We start from the raw sequence: 16,883 nt of genomic DNA, 5'->3' as shown, positions 1-16,883 counted from the left end.
GTTGTGCATGATCTAACACTAGAAAAGGAAAACGGACAGGTTAAGTATCACGATCAAGACGGCTACCCGGACAACCCATCCAAACGAACCCAAGAAGAGCACGAATGGGTCAACCAGACGCGCCGGTTCGCCAAGTTCTACGTCTATCGTCAGCGTGGGTACGAAACAGTCGACCCGCTTTCGAATCCCGATCGGATTGCGACCGCCGCGATGGCCATCGCCAACCTATCTGCAGATTCATTCGAGGCGCACTTCGGCGAGTTCTACCAGCAGATGCGCCACGACGCCGGCGAGGCGTCGCCGGTCGTTAAGGTTCCGGATCTGCCACCGGTGACCGTCCCACGCGTCGAACAGGACATCTACCTCGGGCTGGATCAGACCGATACGGCAGCCTTGCTCGAGGACCTGATCAACGATGGGGCGCTGGAAGCAATGGTGCGAACGGTCGAACAGGCCACCGACAGTGGGGGGCTCGTGAGTCGTATCCAGCAGACTTTCGCCAGCGACGAGGAGATCGATACCTCCAGTGTGGCAGAAACGTTCAGTGAGGGCATCATCGAGGCCATCGGACCGGTTACGATCCGGTGGGCAAACGGCGACCGCGACGAAGCGGTGGCGGGAGACGCCGATGGAGCCATCCCAGCCCGCCACCCTGACGCCCGCCCACAGATGTTCGGCCGTGCGTACCAGTTCGACGACCTCGAGGAGTTCCGCCACTCGCTAGTTCGCCATCTGTGCTGTCAAGTTCGCGATTGCTACATCACGATGGGAGTCGCCCCGCCGGAAGACGTTCGGATTCAGGGGCCGGGGTTCTACGATCATATCGGCTGGTACAACAATCACGACTTCTATCAGGACTATCACGACCCGCAGGCGACGATCACCGACTGGCAAGAACAGCACACGCCCGACGACGCGTACGATCTCTCAGGCCTGCTCGAGTCAACCTAAGAAGAGTCTCGCCGATATAATCTCGGTTCCGAAACACATAATTTACTACGTTTTTAACCCAGGTATATAAGCCGTCAATGCGCTCACAAACTGTCTGTCATGGTATGGGTGGTTCGCCGAGAAACGGAGCGCAATACGATATCGAACAGCAAACCGAAGCCTCGCTGCATCGCAACAAAGCTGCCCACCGTGATCACGAACCCGTAGGCGAGGCTGCCGTCCCCGAATCAGTGCGAGCGGTGGTTTCCGAACCCGGCCAGCAACTCGAGGGCGAGGTCAAAGCCGGCCTCGAGGGGCGATTAGACGCCTCGTTAGATCCCGTCCAGATTCACACGGGACCGACGGCCCAGCAGGCCTGCGAAGAGGTCAACGCCCGCGCGTTCGCGGTCGGGATGTGAAGTACTGAAAATTAGTCGCCTGAACAATAGCACAGGCTTCCGCTAGTATCGCTCGGAGTGTCTGACGGCCGTCGCCGGGTGGTAATCGTTGTTTCGCATTCGGGGCAGTCGTAGTCAGTGCAGTTGTCGTACTTCTGAATTACCCAGTCTCCGTCAACGGTGCTTTCGTGACCGCAGTTGAAGCAGTAGAGCATCGTCTTTCGAGGTGGTGGTTGTTCGACAGCTTGTGTGGACGGATTCATACTCAATACTATCTGCTGAACGTGGATAACGGTGTTGACCCACCTCTCCATATCCATCTGATAACAGGCGACATACTCGAGCATCGACCAGAGTACACCGGTTATGGTCGTCGTGGAGGCGATTTCTAATGGGCGAGACAGTTTCGAGAGCGACACAGACCTACTACACAGTCGTCTTCGAAGTCGCCGGAACGCGGGTCTACATCGATCCGTACACACTCGAGTCGAACGCCCAGAAAAAGCAAAGCGAACTTCGAGAACTCGACGCGGCGGAGAACGTCCGCGTGATCGAGCACGCCGGAAGCGTCGGGGGATGCAGTGATACCTCGGACCGTACTGGTACGTCGTGTTCGATGAGAGCGACAGCGACGAAGACGAGTACGCATTTTACGAGGCCGAGTTTGAACGGCCCGTGGACGACCTTCCCCCTTCGATCGCCGCAAAGCTTCGAGACATCGGGTGCGTGGACGGTGGAAAGTGGGACGGGGAGATACAGTTGGGGAAGGACGTCCCCGACGCCATCGTCCAACAGCTCGCACCCGGCTAATCGCTCGCGTGCGTCGACAGAACACAGAAATCCGACCGCGAACCCGAGTCGTGTCTGTACGACGGCGAGTGTCCAAACTGCGGTCCGACGGTCTGTCTCGCACTCGAGAACGCGCTATATCTGTGTTACGAGTGTGGAGCCGATATCGGAGGTGACGACTTCGTGAGTACCGCCGAGGACGGGCCGCGAGACCGCCACAGAACCACTAGCGCCGAACGCGTGACCTGCCGCGAAGACGTCCCTGTCCTTGAGCGGATCAACGCACTCGTCGACGCCGACGAGTACCCGAATCGAAGCGCGGCCATCCGCGAGGCGACGCGGCAGTTCGTCGATCGCGAGCAGGGAGTAGATACAGAGAGGGACGGTGATTCCGATGCCTGAGGCCAATCCCAACCACAACTACGACCCAGAGGAGCGCAAACCCTGGATCCAGAGCGTGGTGCAACGTCTCGAGACCGGTGACCGGGTTAACGGTCGCGACCGTTGACGGGAAGACGCGGACACTGACAGTGACCGTCGAACCGCATATTGAGGACCGCCGACCCTACCGCTGTCAGGGCTTGCTCGTCTACCTCGAGGGCTACGGCACCGAGTACACGCTTGAGTGTCCGAGCGATCCCGACCAGGCCGTCAGGTTGCTGTTCCCGTCGACACCGTCATACGGCGTGTTCGTCCGGGTCCTCGAGTGTGTGGCCCGGGAAATGGCGATTATCTCCGATACGAGTGTCGAGGACCTGTTCGCGGCGGTGCGGTGATGTTGACATCCTCCCGCGCCTAAAGACGCGGGAATCCACGAAGTGGATATTCAGGTTGCGCGTTTCCTCGGGGTTCAAGTACGCTTTCGCGTGACCCTTCGACGGTCGCCGTCCAGTTGTGACCAAGGACGTGCTTTCCAGCGCGTGTAGCCCTGTCAATGGGGCCTTCCTCCTCGCATACAGCAAGCGTCCCCAGAAGTCGAAGACTTCTGGTGTGCGAACGAGACGCGGAGCGTCTCGTCAACGTCAAAGACGGCTGGCTATTCAACCAGCGAGGTAGCACGGTTCGCGTCACCCGTGGACACTCGCGAGCGGGTGTGTGCGATGGTGTTCGGTGGAACTACAGGGTACGGACGCTATGGCCCGTGTCGGTCGTATCCGTCGGCTTCGGTAGAACGACGATAACAGGCTTCCAAAACGATCGAACGCCGTTAGAGACGTTCGGCGCCGGGTGAAATCCGGTGGGATGGCAGGATCCCCGTTCGCTCGAGTGCGTAGTAGCCGGCGATGTGGACGGCTGCGGCGACGATCATGCTATTGAGTGCTGCCATTCCCGGCACCGGTGCCGACACTGCGACTCCAGGAACGATCGACCCGGCGGTCAAAATGGCGGCGAGACAGCCAGCGCCGTACGCGAGGATACTGGTCCAGCGGATGTTCGTAAATTGAACGTCTCCCATCCGTGGGATGCCACCACGCCAGCACAGCAGGAAGTCGGCGATGATGATCGCCCCGAGCGGCGGGATGTACTGGCCCAGTAACTCGAGCCACGGGAGGAGTAACGTATCAGCACCAGCCAGTGCCAAACCGATGCCGACGAGACAGCCAGCGATGACGAACGGTCGCTTGCGGTCGAACTCGAACGCCTCAGCACCGGCGACGCTGAACGCGTAGGCCGCGTTGTCGTTGGTCGTCCAGATGTTCAAGATCAGTGCGATCAGGCCGACGGTCGCGAGACCCTGTGCGACAAGCACCTCGTAGAGGTCGCCCTGTGGCGTGACGTCGTAGACGGCACCGCCGACGGCCCCGCTGAGGAATAGAAAGCTGTTGCCAACGAGGAACGCGATCAGCCCGGCCCAGAACGCAACACGCGAGTTGATCGCAAACCGCGCCCAGTTGGGTGCCTGCGTTCCGGCGCTGATGAACGTCCCGACGACGATCGTTACTGCCAGCCCGAACGACATTTCGCCGCCACCAGTCTGTGCAAGCAGCCCATCGATTCCGCCGGCGTCACCGACCGCGAGGTAGATCGAGAGGACTCCGACGACGACGAGAAACGGAACGGCGACGTACGAGAGTTTCTCCATCCCGTCGTAGCCGAAGTATGCCGTCAGCATGTGCAACACGCCCCAGGTGACGATCAACGCAGAGATCAGCGCACCGGTCTCGAGACCGAAGTACGTCGCGGTCGGAATGGCGACCATCGGAATGGTGACCCCGAACCAGCCAACCTGGGTACCACCGAGCAGGAGATCGGCCATCTTCGCGCCAACGCGTCCAAACGAGTACCGCGCCAGCAGGACGGTCGTTAGTCCGGCCTTCGCGGAGATCGCACAGAGCAACGCGACGTAGCCGCCGAGGATAATGTGACCGACGACCATCGCGGACAGCATCTCCTGAAAGCCCATCGCCGCGCTGACCTCTGCGCCAGCCCACATCGTTCCCGCGAAGAAGACGAGTCCGAGCAATACTGCAGAGAGACTTACCAACCCCTTTCGTTCGTCTTTCGGAACGTGATCGAGCGGATAGTCAGGATCGGGGAGGTCTTTGTCACCGAAAACGATACGTCGCCAGTCAAAATCTCCGTCTCGCACAGACATGATTGGTCACGTCACATGAACTGCCAATAAATGTTTTGTCACTTGATAATACTTTATCAGCGCAATTATCTGAGGCTCTGTCAGTAACCCACGTCGGTGAATACAAAGCGACAATACTATTACACCCCTAGGGATGTATTGTTCTATGACTGACCGTATTATCACCAACGCGACGACATGTGGCGGGTCGTCGGTCGACGTCGCGATTGAGGACGGGACGATCACGCGAGTCGAAGACGGTGGCTCGATCGATCCTGAAGTCGTTTCGGCCGACCGTCGGTACGATGCGGACGGCCGTCTCGTGACGCCGCCCCTGACCGAACCGCACCTCCACCTCGATGCGACGCTGACTGCGGGCGAACCGAGGTGGAACGAGTCCGGTACCCTTGCGGAGGGGATCGGTATCTGGGACGAACGAAAGCAGTCCCTCGAGAGTGACGACGTCAAAGCACGGGCAGAACAGGCGATCGAGTGGTTCGTGGCAAACGGCGTCACCCGGATTCGCACCCACGCCGATACGACCGAACACTCGTTGGCTGGCGTTCGAGCGCTCCTCGAACTCCGCGAGGAGGTCTCTGATGTGGTCGATCTCCAGGTCGTTGCGTTCCCACAGGACGGGATCTTCACCGACGAAACTCACGAGGATCTGTTGCGTGACTCTCTCGAGATGGGGGCGGATCTGGTGGGGGCGATCCCTCACAACGAGCATACGCGTGAGGATGGTGTCGCCTCCGTCAAACTCGCGATGGATCTCGCCGAGGAGTACGACCGGCCGGTCGACCTCCACATCGACGAGACCGACGATCCGGGCTCGCGCTTTACTGAAGTGCTTGCGAGCGAAGCGAGTAAACGAGGGATCGGCGACCGAGTCACGGCGAGTCACACGACCGCGATGCACTCTTACCCCAACAGTTACGCGGCGAAGGTCGTCTCGTTGCTCGAGGACAGTGGCGTGAGCGTAGTCACGAACCCGCCGGACAACTCGGTGTTGCAGGGACGGTACGACGACTATCCGCGTCGCCGTGGTCATACCCGGATCGACGAACTACACGAGGCTGGCGTTACCGTTGGGCTCGGTCACGACTCCGTCATGGACCCGTGGTACCACTACGGATGCGGCGATCCGATCGATGCCGCGTTTATCTTGCTTCACTACGCACACATGAGCGGTCGCTCGGACGTCGAAACGCTGTGGGAGATGATCACCCACGCGAACGCCGACGTCTTCGGCGTCGACGAGTACGGCCTCGAGGTCGGTAACGAGGGATCGCTCGTCGTCTACGATTCGCCCGGTCCGTTCAACGCACTCCGAACGCGAGCGCCGCGAACGCTCGTTCTCAGAGAGGGTCGGGAGATCGCCCGTACCGAACCCTCGGAAACGACGGTCGTGCGAGCCGATAGCGAACGATCGGTCGACTTTCACCGCTAAGCGCTCACAGCGGTTTCCTCCCGTCGGTGGCCAAGATCAGTCGTCGACGATCGATTCGATCAGCGTCTCCAGTTCGAAGTCGTTGAGCGGATACGACTCGTCTTTGACCGTCTCGATGACGAACTTCGAACTGGTTCGGACGACCTCGTCGATCTCCTCGTAATCCTGGATGAGGCCGTGTACCATCTGACGATCGGAGAGGTGTGCGATGACGATTAGATCGGTGTCGCCCATCGTGAAGTACACCTGGTTGACGCCCTCTATAGCCGTGAGTTTCTTGCTGACACGCTTGTGGTATTGCGTGTCGTACTCGGCCATCACCTCGGTGATAACGGTGATCTCGAGACCGAGTTCCTCGATATCGATGTCGTAGAGGTCGTTCGTGATAACTCCCTGCTCTTTGAGTTGGTCGATTCGGTAGTGGACAGTCGATTTGGGAATGTCGGTGTAGGTTGCAATTTCGTCCAGATTATCCGTCTCGAGTTCCGAAATCGCGTGCAGGATTCGAACGCTCCGTTCGTCCATACTCTCACGTCGAAATCGGAGGATAAACAACATTCGAACAGCGGGCGGGTCGTCGGATCAGATTGGAGAGTGCTGGTTGGTCCGTCGTTGGCTCGTTCGATCTGGAAGTCCCTGAACGTCCCCGCCGAACGAGCGGTGGGCTGTACGCTCGAGGATTTCGAGGGCAACGAGTACCTCAATCTCTTCTCGGGAACCTCGGTCGTAAACGCCGGTCACGGTACCGAAGCCGTCGTCATCGAGCCGATGATGGATGAAGCCGGAATCGTCGTTCCGTCGGCGGAGTGGCTCGAGGCGCTCGATGCAGTCGCATGAGCAATCGCCTCTCCCGACGCACTCACCTCTGGCCGTACTTCTCCCACTGACAGTTACAATCCCGAACAAGATTCAATCAGATGTTGTAGGTTAGACTTATCTGTGGGTAACACCCACAATTTTGTATTGTGTTTGAAACCGTTCTGGTCGCCAACCGTGGGGAGATCGCCGTTCGGATCATCCAGTCCTGTTCGGATCTGGGAGTCACGTCCGTCGCGGTCTATAGCGACGCGGACGAAACGGCGAAACACGTCAGAATGGCCGACGAGGCCTACCATATCGGGGGTTCGAAGGCACAGGACAGTTACCTCGACCGGGAGGCGCTACTCGAGGCCGCTCGAGAGGGCGACGTCGACGCGATACATCCGGGGTACGGGTTTCTGGCGGAAAACGAGTCGTTCGCGACCGCGGTCGAGGACAGTGAGTTCGTCTGGATCGGCCCGCCGAGTTCGGTCATGGCCGACTTCGGTGAGAAAACACGTTCTCGGAAGATCATGGCGGAAGCGGACGTCCCGATCGTTCCCGGGACGACCGAACCCGCGCCGGATCCAGCCGACGTCAGGGCGTTCGCCGACGAACACGGTTACCCGCTCGCGATCAAAGCCGACGGCGGTGGCGGTGGCCGCGGCCTGAAGATCGTTCACGGCCCCGACGAGATCGAGTCGAAGTACCAGGACGCAGTCCGTGAGGGTGAGGCGTACTTCGACAATCCGAGCGTCTACATCGAGACGTTTCTGACGGATCCGCGCCACATCGAAGTCCAGATCATCGCCGACCGACACGGGAACGTCAGACACCTCGGCGAACGCGACTGTAGCATCCAGCGTCGCCAGCAGAAACTCGTCGAGGAGTCTCCCTCACCGGTCCTGGACGACGAGACCCGCGAGGAGATCTGTGAGGCCGCCCGCCGTGGCGCCGCGGAGGCGGGTTACGTCAACGCCGGGACGGTCGAGTTTCTCTACGAGGGTGGCGACTACTACTTCCTCGAGGTCAACGCCCGCATTCAGGTCGAACATCCCGTCACGGAGGAACTCACGGGGATCGACCTGGTGAAGTGGCAGCTTCGGATCGCTGCCGGAGAGGAGCTGACGATCTCCCAAGACGAGATCGAGCCACGCGGAGCGGCCATGGAGTTTCGGATCAACGCGGAGGATCCGGACAACGACTTCATCCCCCTGCCGGGAACGCTCTCGTCGTACGAACCTCCGCGGGGAATCGGCGTCCGGGTCGACGACGGCGTCGACGAGGGCGATGCGATCGCGCCGTTTTACGACTCGATGTTCTCGAAGGTGATCGTCACGGGGGCCAACCGCGAGGAAGTCATCGCCCGCGGGAAACGTGCACTTTCCGAGTCGACCGTCGAGGGCGTTCCCACCACGATCCCGTTTCATCGACGGCTTCTGGAGGACGAGGGATTCCTCTCGAACGAACACACGACGAACTACGTCGACCGCGAACTCGTCGACGAGTAGCGGTCGAACGGGAGATCGGTTCGGTTCGTGACGGTCGATTCACGAGGAGTTGACGACGTCCGGAAGCGACGCGAGTTCGATGTCGTGGTCCTCGAGTCGGTCGTGAATCGCCTCGAGAATCTCGACGGCGTTTGGGTTGTCGCCGTGGATGCAGATGCTATCCGCGGGGACGTCGATCTCTTCGCCGTTTGCGGTCTCGACGACGCCGTCGGTAGCGATCGAGACGAACCGGTCGGCGACGAGTTCCGGATCACGGTCCTCGAGTTGTTGTTCGACGATGAGCGATCGGTCGGCTCGGTAATCCAGGTCGACGTATCCCTCGAAGACGGCCGTCACTCCGTCGACTTTCTGGGCGACCTCGTAGATGTGCATGTCCGTCGCGAGGTAGACGAGCTCCTCGTCGACCTCGAGCATTCCGTCCATGACAGCCCTGGCGTGATCCGGGCTCTCGGAGAGCATCGAGTACATCGCACCGTGGGGTTTGACGTGTTCGACGGTGACGCCGTGGCGCTGTGCGAACGCTGTCAGTGCACCGAGTTGATAGACGACGTAATCACGAACTTCTTCGGGAGTTGCGTCGATAGTTCTGCGGCCAAAGCCCATCTTGTCCGGGAACCCGGGATGGATGCCGATGCCGACGTCGTGTTCGGCGGCCAGTTCGACCGTCTCGCGCATGACGTGGGGATCACCAGCGTGGAAGCCGCCCGCGATATTCGCAGACGTAATATAGGGCATCACCGCTTCGTCGTTGCCCATCGTCCAGTTGCCGAAGCTCTCACCCATATCACAGTTGATGTCGATCGTCGGCATATCTGTACGTGTGATACAATTCTGCATATATTTTTCGTAACATATAGGGAGTTATCCAATCTTACCGAACTTCGTTCCTCTTGGAAGGCGAAATCAAAACGTGATCCAATACGCTTGCGTTCGATCGAGCAGGAAGACTCTTGCTCCTGGGTCTCGGTTTCGATCGGTAACCGGAGTCCAGGCGGTCGACGATACGGCTTTCCGAGCGGGTCGAACCGAGTGTGCCCACCCGAACCCGGTTCCCTCACTCGATATCGAGGAGTGTCTGTTCGGCTTCGACCTCGGCTTCGTTCTCGACGTGGAACTCGCCGACAGTCCCGCCGTTTTCGGTGGTAATCTCGTGAAAGTTCTTCATTACCTCGACGAGACCGATCGTGTCGCCTGCGTCGACGCTGTCGCCTTCCTCGACGAACGGCGGCTCGTCCGGATCCGATTGCCGGTAAAAGATCCCAGGCATCGGTGATTTGACTTGTTCTCCCATCGTTGTCTGTATTGGATCCCGTTCTGATTATACTCTTTGGTTAAATTCCTATTCGTTTCGAATACGTATTGTCGAATATCAATCCTCGAGTCCAACCTCTTTTCGAATTTCTGAGAGGCGGTCGTGGCGCTCCTGACGGGCTGTGAGTGCGTCGTCGATCTCTACGGGCTCGAAGTACACCGATTTGTGGGTCTGGCGCTGGGCGAGCCGTCCCCGGTCGACGCTGATGACGGTGCCGACGGTCGCGTAGCCCCCGCCGGTTACGGCGTCTTGCATGAGCACGATCGGCTTCTGTGGGACCTGGATCGAGCCAACCGGATATCCGAGGTCGACGACGTTCGAGGGATCGGTACCGGCACCGAACGGCTGATCGCGCTCCTCGAACTCGATGTCGGGTCCGTCGAGTCGGTACCCGACGCGGTCGGCCTCCGGTGATACCGTCCACTCGGCCTCACAGAGGTCGGCTTTGCTCTCCTCGGTGAGCCGGTAGTCCGTCAGCCCGAGGATGACGCGAACGGTGTCTTCGGTCGCGTACTCCGGGATGTACTCGTCGCCGACCGTCTCCCCGACGAGATCGCGCCGGTCGTCGGTTCGCTCCCCGATCGCGAGCTCGTCGCCGTCCTCGAGCGTGCGTCCGTCCTGACCGCCGATCCCGACAAGCGTGTACGTCGACCGGCTCCCCATCACTTCGGGGACGTCGATCCCGCCCGCCACGGCGAGGTAGGCGCGCGCTCCCTCGGTCGCAAACGACAACTCGAGTTCGTCGCCGGCTTCGACGGCGACGGTCGTCCAGGTGTCGATGGGGTCGCCGTTGCGCGTCGGCGACATGTCCGCACCGGTGATCGCGACGACGGCGTCTTCGTCGAACGTGGCCGTCACGCCCTGATAGGTCATCTCGATCGTCGCGGCGTCCTCGTCGTTCCCGACGAGGTAGTTCGCGACCGTGTGTGCGTACTCGTCCATCGCCCCGGACGGCGGCATTCCGATGTGGTAGTTGCCGAACCGTCCCAGATCCTGGACGGTGCTCGCGATGCCACCGTCGGTGATTCGAATCATGCGATCACCTCCACGAGTCGCTCGTTGTACTCGTCGGGCGCCTCGAAGAACTCCTCGGTCGAGAACGTCACCGGTTCGTCGGTGTACTCGTAGCTCCCGGCTTCGACCTCCTCGCGGATCTCGTCGTACTCCTCGCGGTCGATTCGACGGTAGTTCAGAATGTCACCGGGATTGGGATAGACGATCGAATCTTCGAAATCCGGCAGGCGCTGATCGACGTCGAGGACCTCTATCGGCGTCCGTCCGTACAGCTGGTAGCCGCCCGCACCCTGGACCGGATAGATGACCGAGAACGCGCCGCCGAAGCCGATCGCACGGCTGGGCGTGTCGGTCCGTGGTTCGACGTACTTCGGGACCTCGAGTTGTCTCTCCCTGGGGACCATCTGGAAACACCACGGCAGCCCCGGGACGAACCCGACCATCGTGACCATATGCGGTGCGGCGACGAACGCGTCGATAAACGCCTCCACCGAGTCGAAACCGTTCAGTTCCGCGGAGTACTCGAGGTCGGTTCCGTCGGGGTCCTGGTGGCGGTCGCGAAACTCCATGAGCGTCTCGTGGGTCCAGGGATCCTCGAACAGGACCGGGACGTCGATGACGCGAGTCTCCCACTCGTAGTTTTCGACGTCGAGTGCGGCTTCGATCTCTCGGAGTTCCTCGATGATCGTGTCCGGGTGGGCGACGTCCGGATCGATACGGAGCATGTACGACGCGTTCGCCGGACAGTTCTCGACGACGCCGTCGATCTCGCGTTCGGCTACTTGCTGGGTGATCGCCATCGCCTTGAAGTTGGCCGTGAAGCTCATCGCTTCGGCGAGCTCGACGAACACGTGGTCGTCGCCGCCGTACTCGTACCGCGGTTCGGGCAAGTCTACGGGTGTGATTCGATCGTTTCCCATGCCTTGTCATACCAATTCAAACTCCGGACACGAATAGATATTGGTCAATCCTCAACATACCTGATGAAAGTTGGACTGTATTCAATTAAGTCTGTACATAGGGAATATTGTTCGGGAACGAACGCTGCCTGCGATGGCCGAGAAACGACCTAGCGGTCGGGTGCAGTGTTGACTTCCTAAACCGGTCTCGTTTCCGGAGAACGTTGAGAGTAATACCAGTGACCAGGCCGGACTGTCCGTCGACGCTGGACCCATCATTCTAGTATAATGGATAGATATCGAATCTCATTCAATAAATACTGAAAAAGTAGTTTGGAGTGCGGCTGATTATATGTATGTTGAACTCATAGTGGCTACTATGCCGGATGGTACCAAACGGGCCTCGACGGCGAACCCGAGATCGAAGACGTCTCCAGAGCGCCGGAGCCGTCCGTCGACGGCCACCTCGACCGTCGCCACCCTGTCCGGCTCCGGGAGGTTGGAGAGGCCGAACAGGCGGTCGGTACCGAGTGCCGTCGAGAACGCGACCACATCCGAAACATCCGACAATGACTGATACGACACGAGAGATCACACTCACGGTAAACGGCACAGAACGGACGTTCGACGTCGAGCCACAGACGTTGCTCGTTCACGCACTCAGAGACGAACTCGGCTATACGGGATCGAAGGTCGGCTGCGAGAGCAGTCTCTGTGGTGCCTGTACCATCCACGTCGACGGACGGGCAGTAAAATCGTGTACGCTGCTTGCAGTCCGGTACGACGGGGCCGAAATTACGACCGTGGAGGGACTCGCAGACGGCGAGGACCTGCATCCACTCCAGCAGGCGTTCCGGGAAGAACACGGGCTCCAGTGTGGCTACTGTACGCCCGGGATGATGCTGACGGCGTTGTCGCTGCTCGAGGACAACCCCGATCCCACCAGATCGGAGATCCGGGACGCACTGAAAGGGAACGTCTGTCGCTGTACGGGCTATCACAACATCGTGGACGCGGTCGAACGTGCCGGAGAACTGATGGCAGCCGGCGAACCCGAACTTAGCGGGGCTGATTGAGATGTCCGAACAGGAGTCGGTCACCGACCGCGTCTTCGGATCGTCCGTCGAGCGCCGCGAGGACCGATCGATACTGACCGGCGTCGCCGAGTACACCGACGAAAAGCTCCCCGAGGCAGCCCACGTGGCGATCCTCCGGAGTCAGTACGCTCACGCCACCCTCGAGTCGGTGGACGTCGACCAGGCCGAGAACCGGGACGACGTCGTCGCCGTGTTCACCGGCGCGGACGTCGAGGAGAGTGGCATTCCAAACGATATCCCGACTGCCTGGTCGCTGCCCGGACTCGTCACCCCCCAGTACAGGATCATGGCAACCGACAAAGTCCGCCACACGGGTGATGCAATCGCCGCAGTCGTCGCCGAAGACCGATACGCGGCCCACAACGCGCTCGGGGATATCGACGTCACGTACGACCGTCTCGATGCGGTAACCGAACCCGATGAGGCGGTCGACTCCGACGTTACCGTCCACGAGGAGGCACCGGACAACGTCGCGTTCGACTTCACGATCGGCGACGCAGACGCCGTTTCGGAGGCGTTTTCGGCCGCCGATCACGTGACGAGTGTCGACCTCGAGCAACCCAGAATCATCCCCAACGCCGTCGAACCGCGGGCGGCGGCCGCCGATTACGACCCCGACAGCGACGACCTCACGGTGTGGATGACCTCACAGAACCCACACCTCCACCGGATGCTGATGTCGACCGCGACGCTTGGCCACCCCGAGCACAAGCTTCGAATCGTCGCCCCGGAGGTCGGTGGCGGGTTCGGAAGCAAAATCTATCACTACCCCGACGAAGCGATCACCGCCTGGTGTGCCAAACAACTCGGTCGAGCGGTCACGTGGCAGGCAACCCGCCGGGAAGGGTATATCACCGACTGTCACGGCCGGGATCACGTCACCGAAGCCGAACTGGCCGTCGATACTGACGGGTCGATCCGCGGATTACGCGTCGAGACACACGCCGGGTTGGGGGCACACCTCTCGCAGTTCGCCACCGCCACCCCGTCGTATCTCTACGCAACGATCCTCTCGAGTGAGTACGACATCCCGGCGATTCACTGCCGGGTGATCGGCGCGTTCACGAACACGACTCCGGTCGACGCCTACCGCGGTGCGGGACGAGCGGAGGGCATCTACGTGACCGAACGCATCGTCGACGTCGCCGCATCTGAACTCGGGATGGATCCCGCGGAGATCCGCCGGACAAACCTGATCTCTCCCGACGAGTTCCCGTTCGAGACCAGTGTCGCCATGGTCTACGACAGCGGCGAGTACGAAACCGCGATGGATCGCGCCCTCGAACTCGTCGAGTACGACGAACTTCGCGACCGCCAGCGCGAACTCCGGGACGACGATCGGTATCTCGGTATCGGCATCGCGAACTTCGTCGAGTCCGCCGGACTCTCCCCGTCGAAAGCTGCCGGCGAACTCGGCGCTGCGGCCGGCGGCTGGGAGGCAGGCGTCGTCCGCTTCCATCCGTCGGGGACGGTGACTGTCGCCTGCGGGACCGCAGACCAGGGCCAGGGACACCGGACCACGTTCGCCCAGGTCGCTGCTGAGGAACTGGGCGTCCCACTCGAGGACGTGGATGTCGTCGAGGGCGACACTGACGCGGTCCCACAGGGGATGGGAACCTACGGCAGTCGGAGCGGCCCCGTCGGTGGCGGTGCCATCGCCACCAGCGCTCGAAAGGTCGTCGAAAAGGCAAAACGCATCGCCGCACACTCGCTCGAAGCCAGCGTCGACGACGTCGAGTTCGACGACGGCGAATTCAGCGTCGTCGGCGCGCCCGACCGATCGGTCACCATCCAGGAGGTGGCACTCGAGGCGTATCTCGGCCACGACATCCCCGGGGACGCCGAACCCGGGTTAGAGGCGACCTCCTACTACGATCCGGAAAACTTCACGTTCCCGTTCGGTACGCACGTCGCGGTGGTCGAGGTCGACCCCGAAACCGGGGAGGTCGACCTCCAGACGTACGTCGCCGTCGACGACTGCGGCGAACAGATCAATCCGATGATCGTGGAAGGCCAGGTTCACGGCGGCATCGCCCAGGGCGTCGGAGCGGCGCTCTACGAGGGTGCCGTCTACGACGATACCGGGACACTCGTGACCGGCTCGATGAACGAATACGCCCTTCCACGGGCCCACCAGCTCCCCGACTACGAAACCGACAGCACCGTCACGCCGAGCCCGCACAACCCTATCGGCGTCAAAGGCGTCGGCGAGTCGGCCACGATCGCGGCCGCGCCAGCCGTCGTCAACGCAGTCGTCGACGCACTCGAGCCGTTCGACGTCGATCACCTCGATATGCCGCTGTCGAACGAGCGGGTGTGGCGTGCGATCGACGCAGCAACGGGGGGTGACTCGTAATGTACCCCGAGGAGTTCGAGTACTACGATCCCGAAACCATCGAGGACGCTATCGAGACGCTCGAGACTCACAGCGACCGCGAGGTCACGCCGATCGCGGGCGGACACAGCCTGCTCCCGACGATGAAATCGGGGCTCGCATCCCCCGACGTCGTCGTCGATCTCGCGTTCATCGACGACCTCCACGGCATCAGCCGCGACGATGGGGTCACGACGATCGGTGCGATGACCGAGTACGCTCGCGTCGCCGGCGACGAACAGCTCTGGGGAGAGAACCGACTCGTCGCCGAGTCCACCGCGGCGATCGGTGACATCCAGGTCCGAAACGTCGGGACCGTCGGTGGGAACCTCGCTCACTCGGATCCCGCCGCTGACCTCCCTGCGGCGGCTCTGGCCGCCGACGTGACCGTTCACGCCCACGGTCCCGATGGTCCACGGACGATCCCGATCGACGACTTCTTCGTCGCGATGTTCACGACGGTACTCGAGGACGGCGAACTGCTCACGTCGGTCGACGTTCCCCACCTCGGTGACGACGACACCGGCGTCTACCTGAAGAAAGCCAGCCCGTCGTCCGGATACGCTATCGTCGGCGTGGCAGCGGTTCTCGAAACCGACGGCGAAACGATCACTAACGCTCGAGTGGCCGCAAACGGTGCGTTCGGCCACGCGATGCGTCTGTCTCCGGTCGAGGAACGGCTCGCTGACGCGCCGCTTAGCCGCCGAGAGGTTCCAGCCGAGGCGGCTTCGCTCGCGACCGACGGCGTCGACGCCTACCAGCTCATGGAAGACGAACAGGCATCGGCGGATTTCAGAGCACACTTGCTCGAGGTCTACGTCGAACGAGCGATCGAGGATGCGATCGACCGCGTAACCGACTGAACGCCCTACGGAACGATTCGACTGTCGGCAGGCGTTCTGACACGTACCCACTCGTCAGGTTCAATCTCGATGGATCCGTGTCCATCCACGTTTTGGTCGTCAGCGAGACCGCAATATACTGGTCGCCGTGAAACGGACGGCCCTCGTGGTTCGAGACGATGAGCCACGGTCGGGCCGCCTCGTCGCCCTTGTACGGGTCATCACCGTATACGACATCGCCTGGTTGATAAATGGGTCGCGTCGCAAAGTTCTCTAGAGTTCAGTAGTAACTGTCTCCCGTGAGGAACGGGACACCTCTGGTGTCCACCCAAGGGGTGTCCCATGCACGCCACAATCGACGTGCGATTCACGATTAGCATCGACGAGGACAAAACGGTACCGCTCGCTACGCTAGCTGATAGGGATCAGCAGGCTAGATATCTTCTGGACGCGTAGAGAGTGTCATGACGACGTGGGGCGGAAAGTTGGGTGATGTTGATGAGGAGCAGTTGCGCCAGCAACTGCGCACGGAAACTGATGCGAAGGCGATCAAACGCCTCACGTGTGCGCTGCTGTACCGACAAGGCAAATCACCGGCAGAGATCGAGCAGTTGCTGGGGTTCCCCGAACAAACGGTGTACGATTGGCTCGACACCGTCGCCGAGCGCGACCTAATGACTAAGATAACTTCTGAAAGTCAAGGAACTTCTCACACCACTTCTTTGCGAAGCTGATGCGTTGCGTTATTTTCTCGAAAGTCTCCTGAACAAGGTTTTTGAACTCGTCTTCGTTCTCAATGACGATCGGCGCCATCGTCCATTTGAGATAATCCCAGACTTGTTCGATTGGATTCAGGTGCGGTGAACCTGATGGAATGAAAATCAGGTCGATCCC

General features: G+C 60.7%; 18 protein-coding genes and 1 pseudogene. 11 read left to right on the top strand and 8 right to left on the bottom strand.

Annotated features, from left to right (window positions below; translation table 11 throughout):
* Positions 1 to 3 precede the first annotated feature (3 nt).
* The 5 genes from GRS80_RS01055 (at position 4) to GRS80_RS01035 (ending at position 2,893) form a co-directional block, all read left to right on the top strand.
* Entirely contained in the window at positions 4 to 951 is a 948-nt protein-coding gene (locus GRS80_RS01055; RefSeq protein WP_343161398.1) for a hypothetical protein, read from the top strand.
* Between the two features lie 104 nt (positions 952 to 1,055).
* Positions 1,056 to 1,349 (top strand): DUF4157 domain-containing protein, encoded by a 294-nt coding sequence (locus GRS80_RS01050; RefSeq protein WP_235019599.1) that lies wholly within the window; start codon positions 1,056 to 1,058, stop codon positions 1,347 to 1,349.
* Positions 1,350 to 1,937: 588 nt separating this feature from the next.
* Positions 1,938 to 2,138 (top strand): hypothetical protein, encoded by a 201-nt coding sequence (locus GRS80_RS01045; RefSeq protein WP_160045936.1) that lies wholly within the window; start codon positions 1,938 to 1,940, stop codon positions 2,136 to 2,138.
* Between the two features lie 162 nt (positions 2,139 to 2,300).
* A complete protein-coding gene (locus tag GRS80_RS01040; RefSeq protein ID WP_200840298.1) occupies positions 2,301 to 2,519 on the top strand; it encodes a ribbon-helix-helix domain-containing protein in 219 nt (72 codons plus the stop codon).
* 77 nt (positions 2,520 to 2,596) lie between these two features.
* Positions 2,597 to 2,893 (top strand): hypothetical protein, encoded by a 297-nt coding sequence (locus tag GRS80_RS01035; protein ID WP_160045935.1) that lies wholly within the window; start codon positions 2,597 to 2,599, stop codon positions 2,891 to 2,893.
* Between the two features lie 431 nt (positions 2,894 to 3,324).
* Here GRS80_RS01035 and codB read toward each other — a convergent pair whose 3' ends face one another.
* Complete coding sequence (gene codB / locus GRS80_RS01030; RefSeq protein ID WP_160045934.1) at positions 3,325 to 4,713, bottom strand: cytosine permease; 1,389 nt, start codon at positions 4,711 to 4,713, stop codon at positions 3,325 to 3,327.
* Positions 4,714 to 4,858: 145 nt separating this feature from the next.
* On the opposite strand from codB, the gene GRS80_RS01025 reads away from it, so the two are divergent.
* Positions 4,859 to 6,142 carry a cytosine deaminase gene (locus GRS80_RS01025; RefSeq protein WP_160045933.1) on the top strand — a complete coding sequence of 428 codons (1,284 nt, stop codon included), beginning with the start codon at positions 4,859 to 4,861 and terminating at the stop codon, positions 6,140 to 6,142.
* Positions 6,143 to 6,178: 36 nt separating this feature from the next.
* Here the strand turns inward: GRS80_RS01025 and GRS80_RS01020 are convergent, their stop codons facing one another.
* The gene (locus tag GRS80_RS01020) at positions 6,179 to 6,667 is read right to left on the bottom strand and encodes an Lrp/AsnC family transcriptional regulator (protein WP_160045932.1); all 489 of its coding nucleotides are present in this window, start codon (positions 6,665 to 6,667) and stop codon (positions 6,179 to 6,181) included.
* Between the two features lie 87 nt (positions 6,668 to 6,754).
* On the opposite strand from GRS80_RS01020, the gene GRS80_RS01015 reads away from it, so the two are divergent.
* Both GRS80_RS01015 and GRS80_RS01010 read left to right on the top strand, forming a co-directional pair.
* Entirely contained in the window at positions 6,755 to 6,979 is a 225-nt protein-coding gene (locus GRS80_RS01015; RefSeq protein ID WP_200840301.1) for a hypothetical protein, read from the top strand.
* Positions 6,980 to 7,107: 128 nt separating this feature from the next.
* Positions 7,108 to 8,451 (top strand): acetyl-CoA carboxylase biotin carboxylase subunit, encoded by a 1,344-nt coding sequence (locus GRS80_RS01010; protein WP_343161397.1) that lies wholly within the window; start codon positions 7,108 to 7,110, stop codon positions 8,449 to 8,451.
* A gap of 39 nt (positions 8,452 to 8,490) precedes the next feature.
* Here GRS80_RS01010 and GRS80_RS01005 read toward each other — a convergent pair whose 3' ends face one another.
* From GRS80_RS01005 to GRS80_RS00985, 5 genes are all read right to left on the bottom strand, one after another.
* Positions 8,491 to 9,261: a 5-oxoprolinase subunit PxpA gene (locus GRS80_RS01005; RefSeq protein ID WP_160045930.1), complete on the bottom strand. Its 771-nt coding sequence runs from the start codon at positions 9,259 to 9,261 to the stop codon at positions 8,491 to 8,493.
* 244 nt (positions 9,262 to 9,505) lie between these two features.
* The gene (locus GRS80_RS01000) at positions 9,506 to 9,742 is read right to left on the bottom strand and encodes an acetyl-CoA carboxylase (RefSeq protein WP_160045929.1); all 237 of its coding nucleotides are present in this window, start codon (positions 9,740 to 9,742) and stop codon (positions 9,506 to 9,508) included.
* Positions 9,743 to 9,820: 78 nt separating this feature from the next.
* Positions 9,821 to 10,798, bottom strand: coding sequence for a biotin-dependent carboxyltransferase family protein (locus tag GRS80_RS00995; RefSeq protein WP_160045928.1), 978 nt, complete (start codon positions 10,796 to 10,798; stop codon positions 9,821 to 9,823).
* Positions 10,795 to 11,697: a carboxyltransferase domain-containing protein gene (locus GRS80_RS00990; protein ID WP_160045927.1), complete on the bottom strand. Its 903-nt coding sequence runs from the start codon at positions 11,695 to 11,697 to the stop codon at positions 10,795 to 10,797. The genes GRS80_RS00995 and GRS80_RS00990 overlap by 4 nt, the downstream gene beginning before the upstream one ends.
* 327 nt (positions 11,698 to 12,024) lie before the next feature.
* Entirely contained in the window at positions 12,025 to 12,228 is a 204-nt protein-coding gene (locus GRS80_RS00985) for a hypothetical protein (RefSeq protein ID WP_160045926.1), read from the bottom strand.
* A 17-nt stretch (positions 12,229 to 12,245) separates the two neighbouring features.
* Here GRS80_RS00985 and GRS80_RS00980 point away from each other — a divergent pair, with 17 nt between their 5' ends.
* From GRS80_RS00980 to GRS80_RS00970, 3 genes are read left to right on the top strand one after another with little or no spacing between them, the layout of a single operon-like run.
* Positions 12,246 to 12,752: a (2Fe-2S)-binding protein gene (locus tag GRS80_RS00980; protein WP_160045925.1), complete on the top strand. Its 507-nt coding sequence runs from the start codon at positions 12,246 to 12,248 to the stop codon at positions 12,750 to 12,752.
* Between the two features lies 1 nt (position 12,753).
* Positions 12,754 to 15,129: a xanthine dehydrogenase family protein molybdopterin-binding subunit gene (locus tag GRS80_RS00975; RefSeq protein ID WP_160045924.1), complete on the top strand. Its 2,376-nt coding sequence runs from the start codon at positions 12,754 to 12,756 to the stop codon at positions 15,127 to 15,129.
* Positions 15,129 to 16,010 carry an FAD binding domain-containing protein gene (locus GRS80_RS00970; protein ID WP_160045923.1) on the top strand — a complete coding sequence of 294 codons (882 nt, stop codon included), beginning with the start codon at positions 15,129 to 15,131 and terminating at the stop codon, positions 16,008 to 16,010. The genes GRS80_RS00975 and GRS80_RS00970 overlap by 1 nt, the downstream gene beginning before the upstream one ends.
* A 657-nt stretch (positions 16,011 to 16,667) precedes the next feature.
* On the opposite strand, the pseudogene GRS80_RS00960 reads toward GRS80_RS00970, so the two are convergent.
* A pseudogene (locus GRS80_RS00960) lies at positions 16,668 to 16,883 on the bottom strand (IS630 family transposase); the annotation flags it as partial.

Origin of the sequence: Natrialba sp. INN-245, assembly GCF_009807105.1 — an archaeon.
GTDB lineage: Archaea > Halobacteriota > Halobacteria > Halobacteriales > Natrialbaceae > Natrarchaeobius > Natrarchaeobius swarupiae.
Note: the sequence above shows the minus strand (reverse complement) of the source record. Positions and strands in the feature narration are given on the sequence as shown.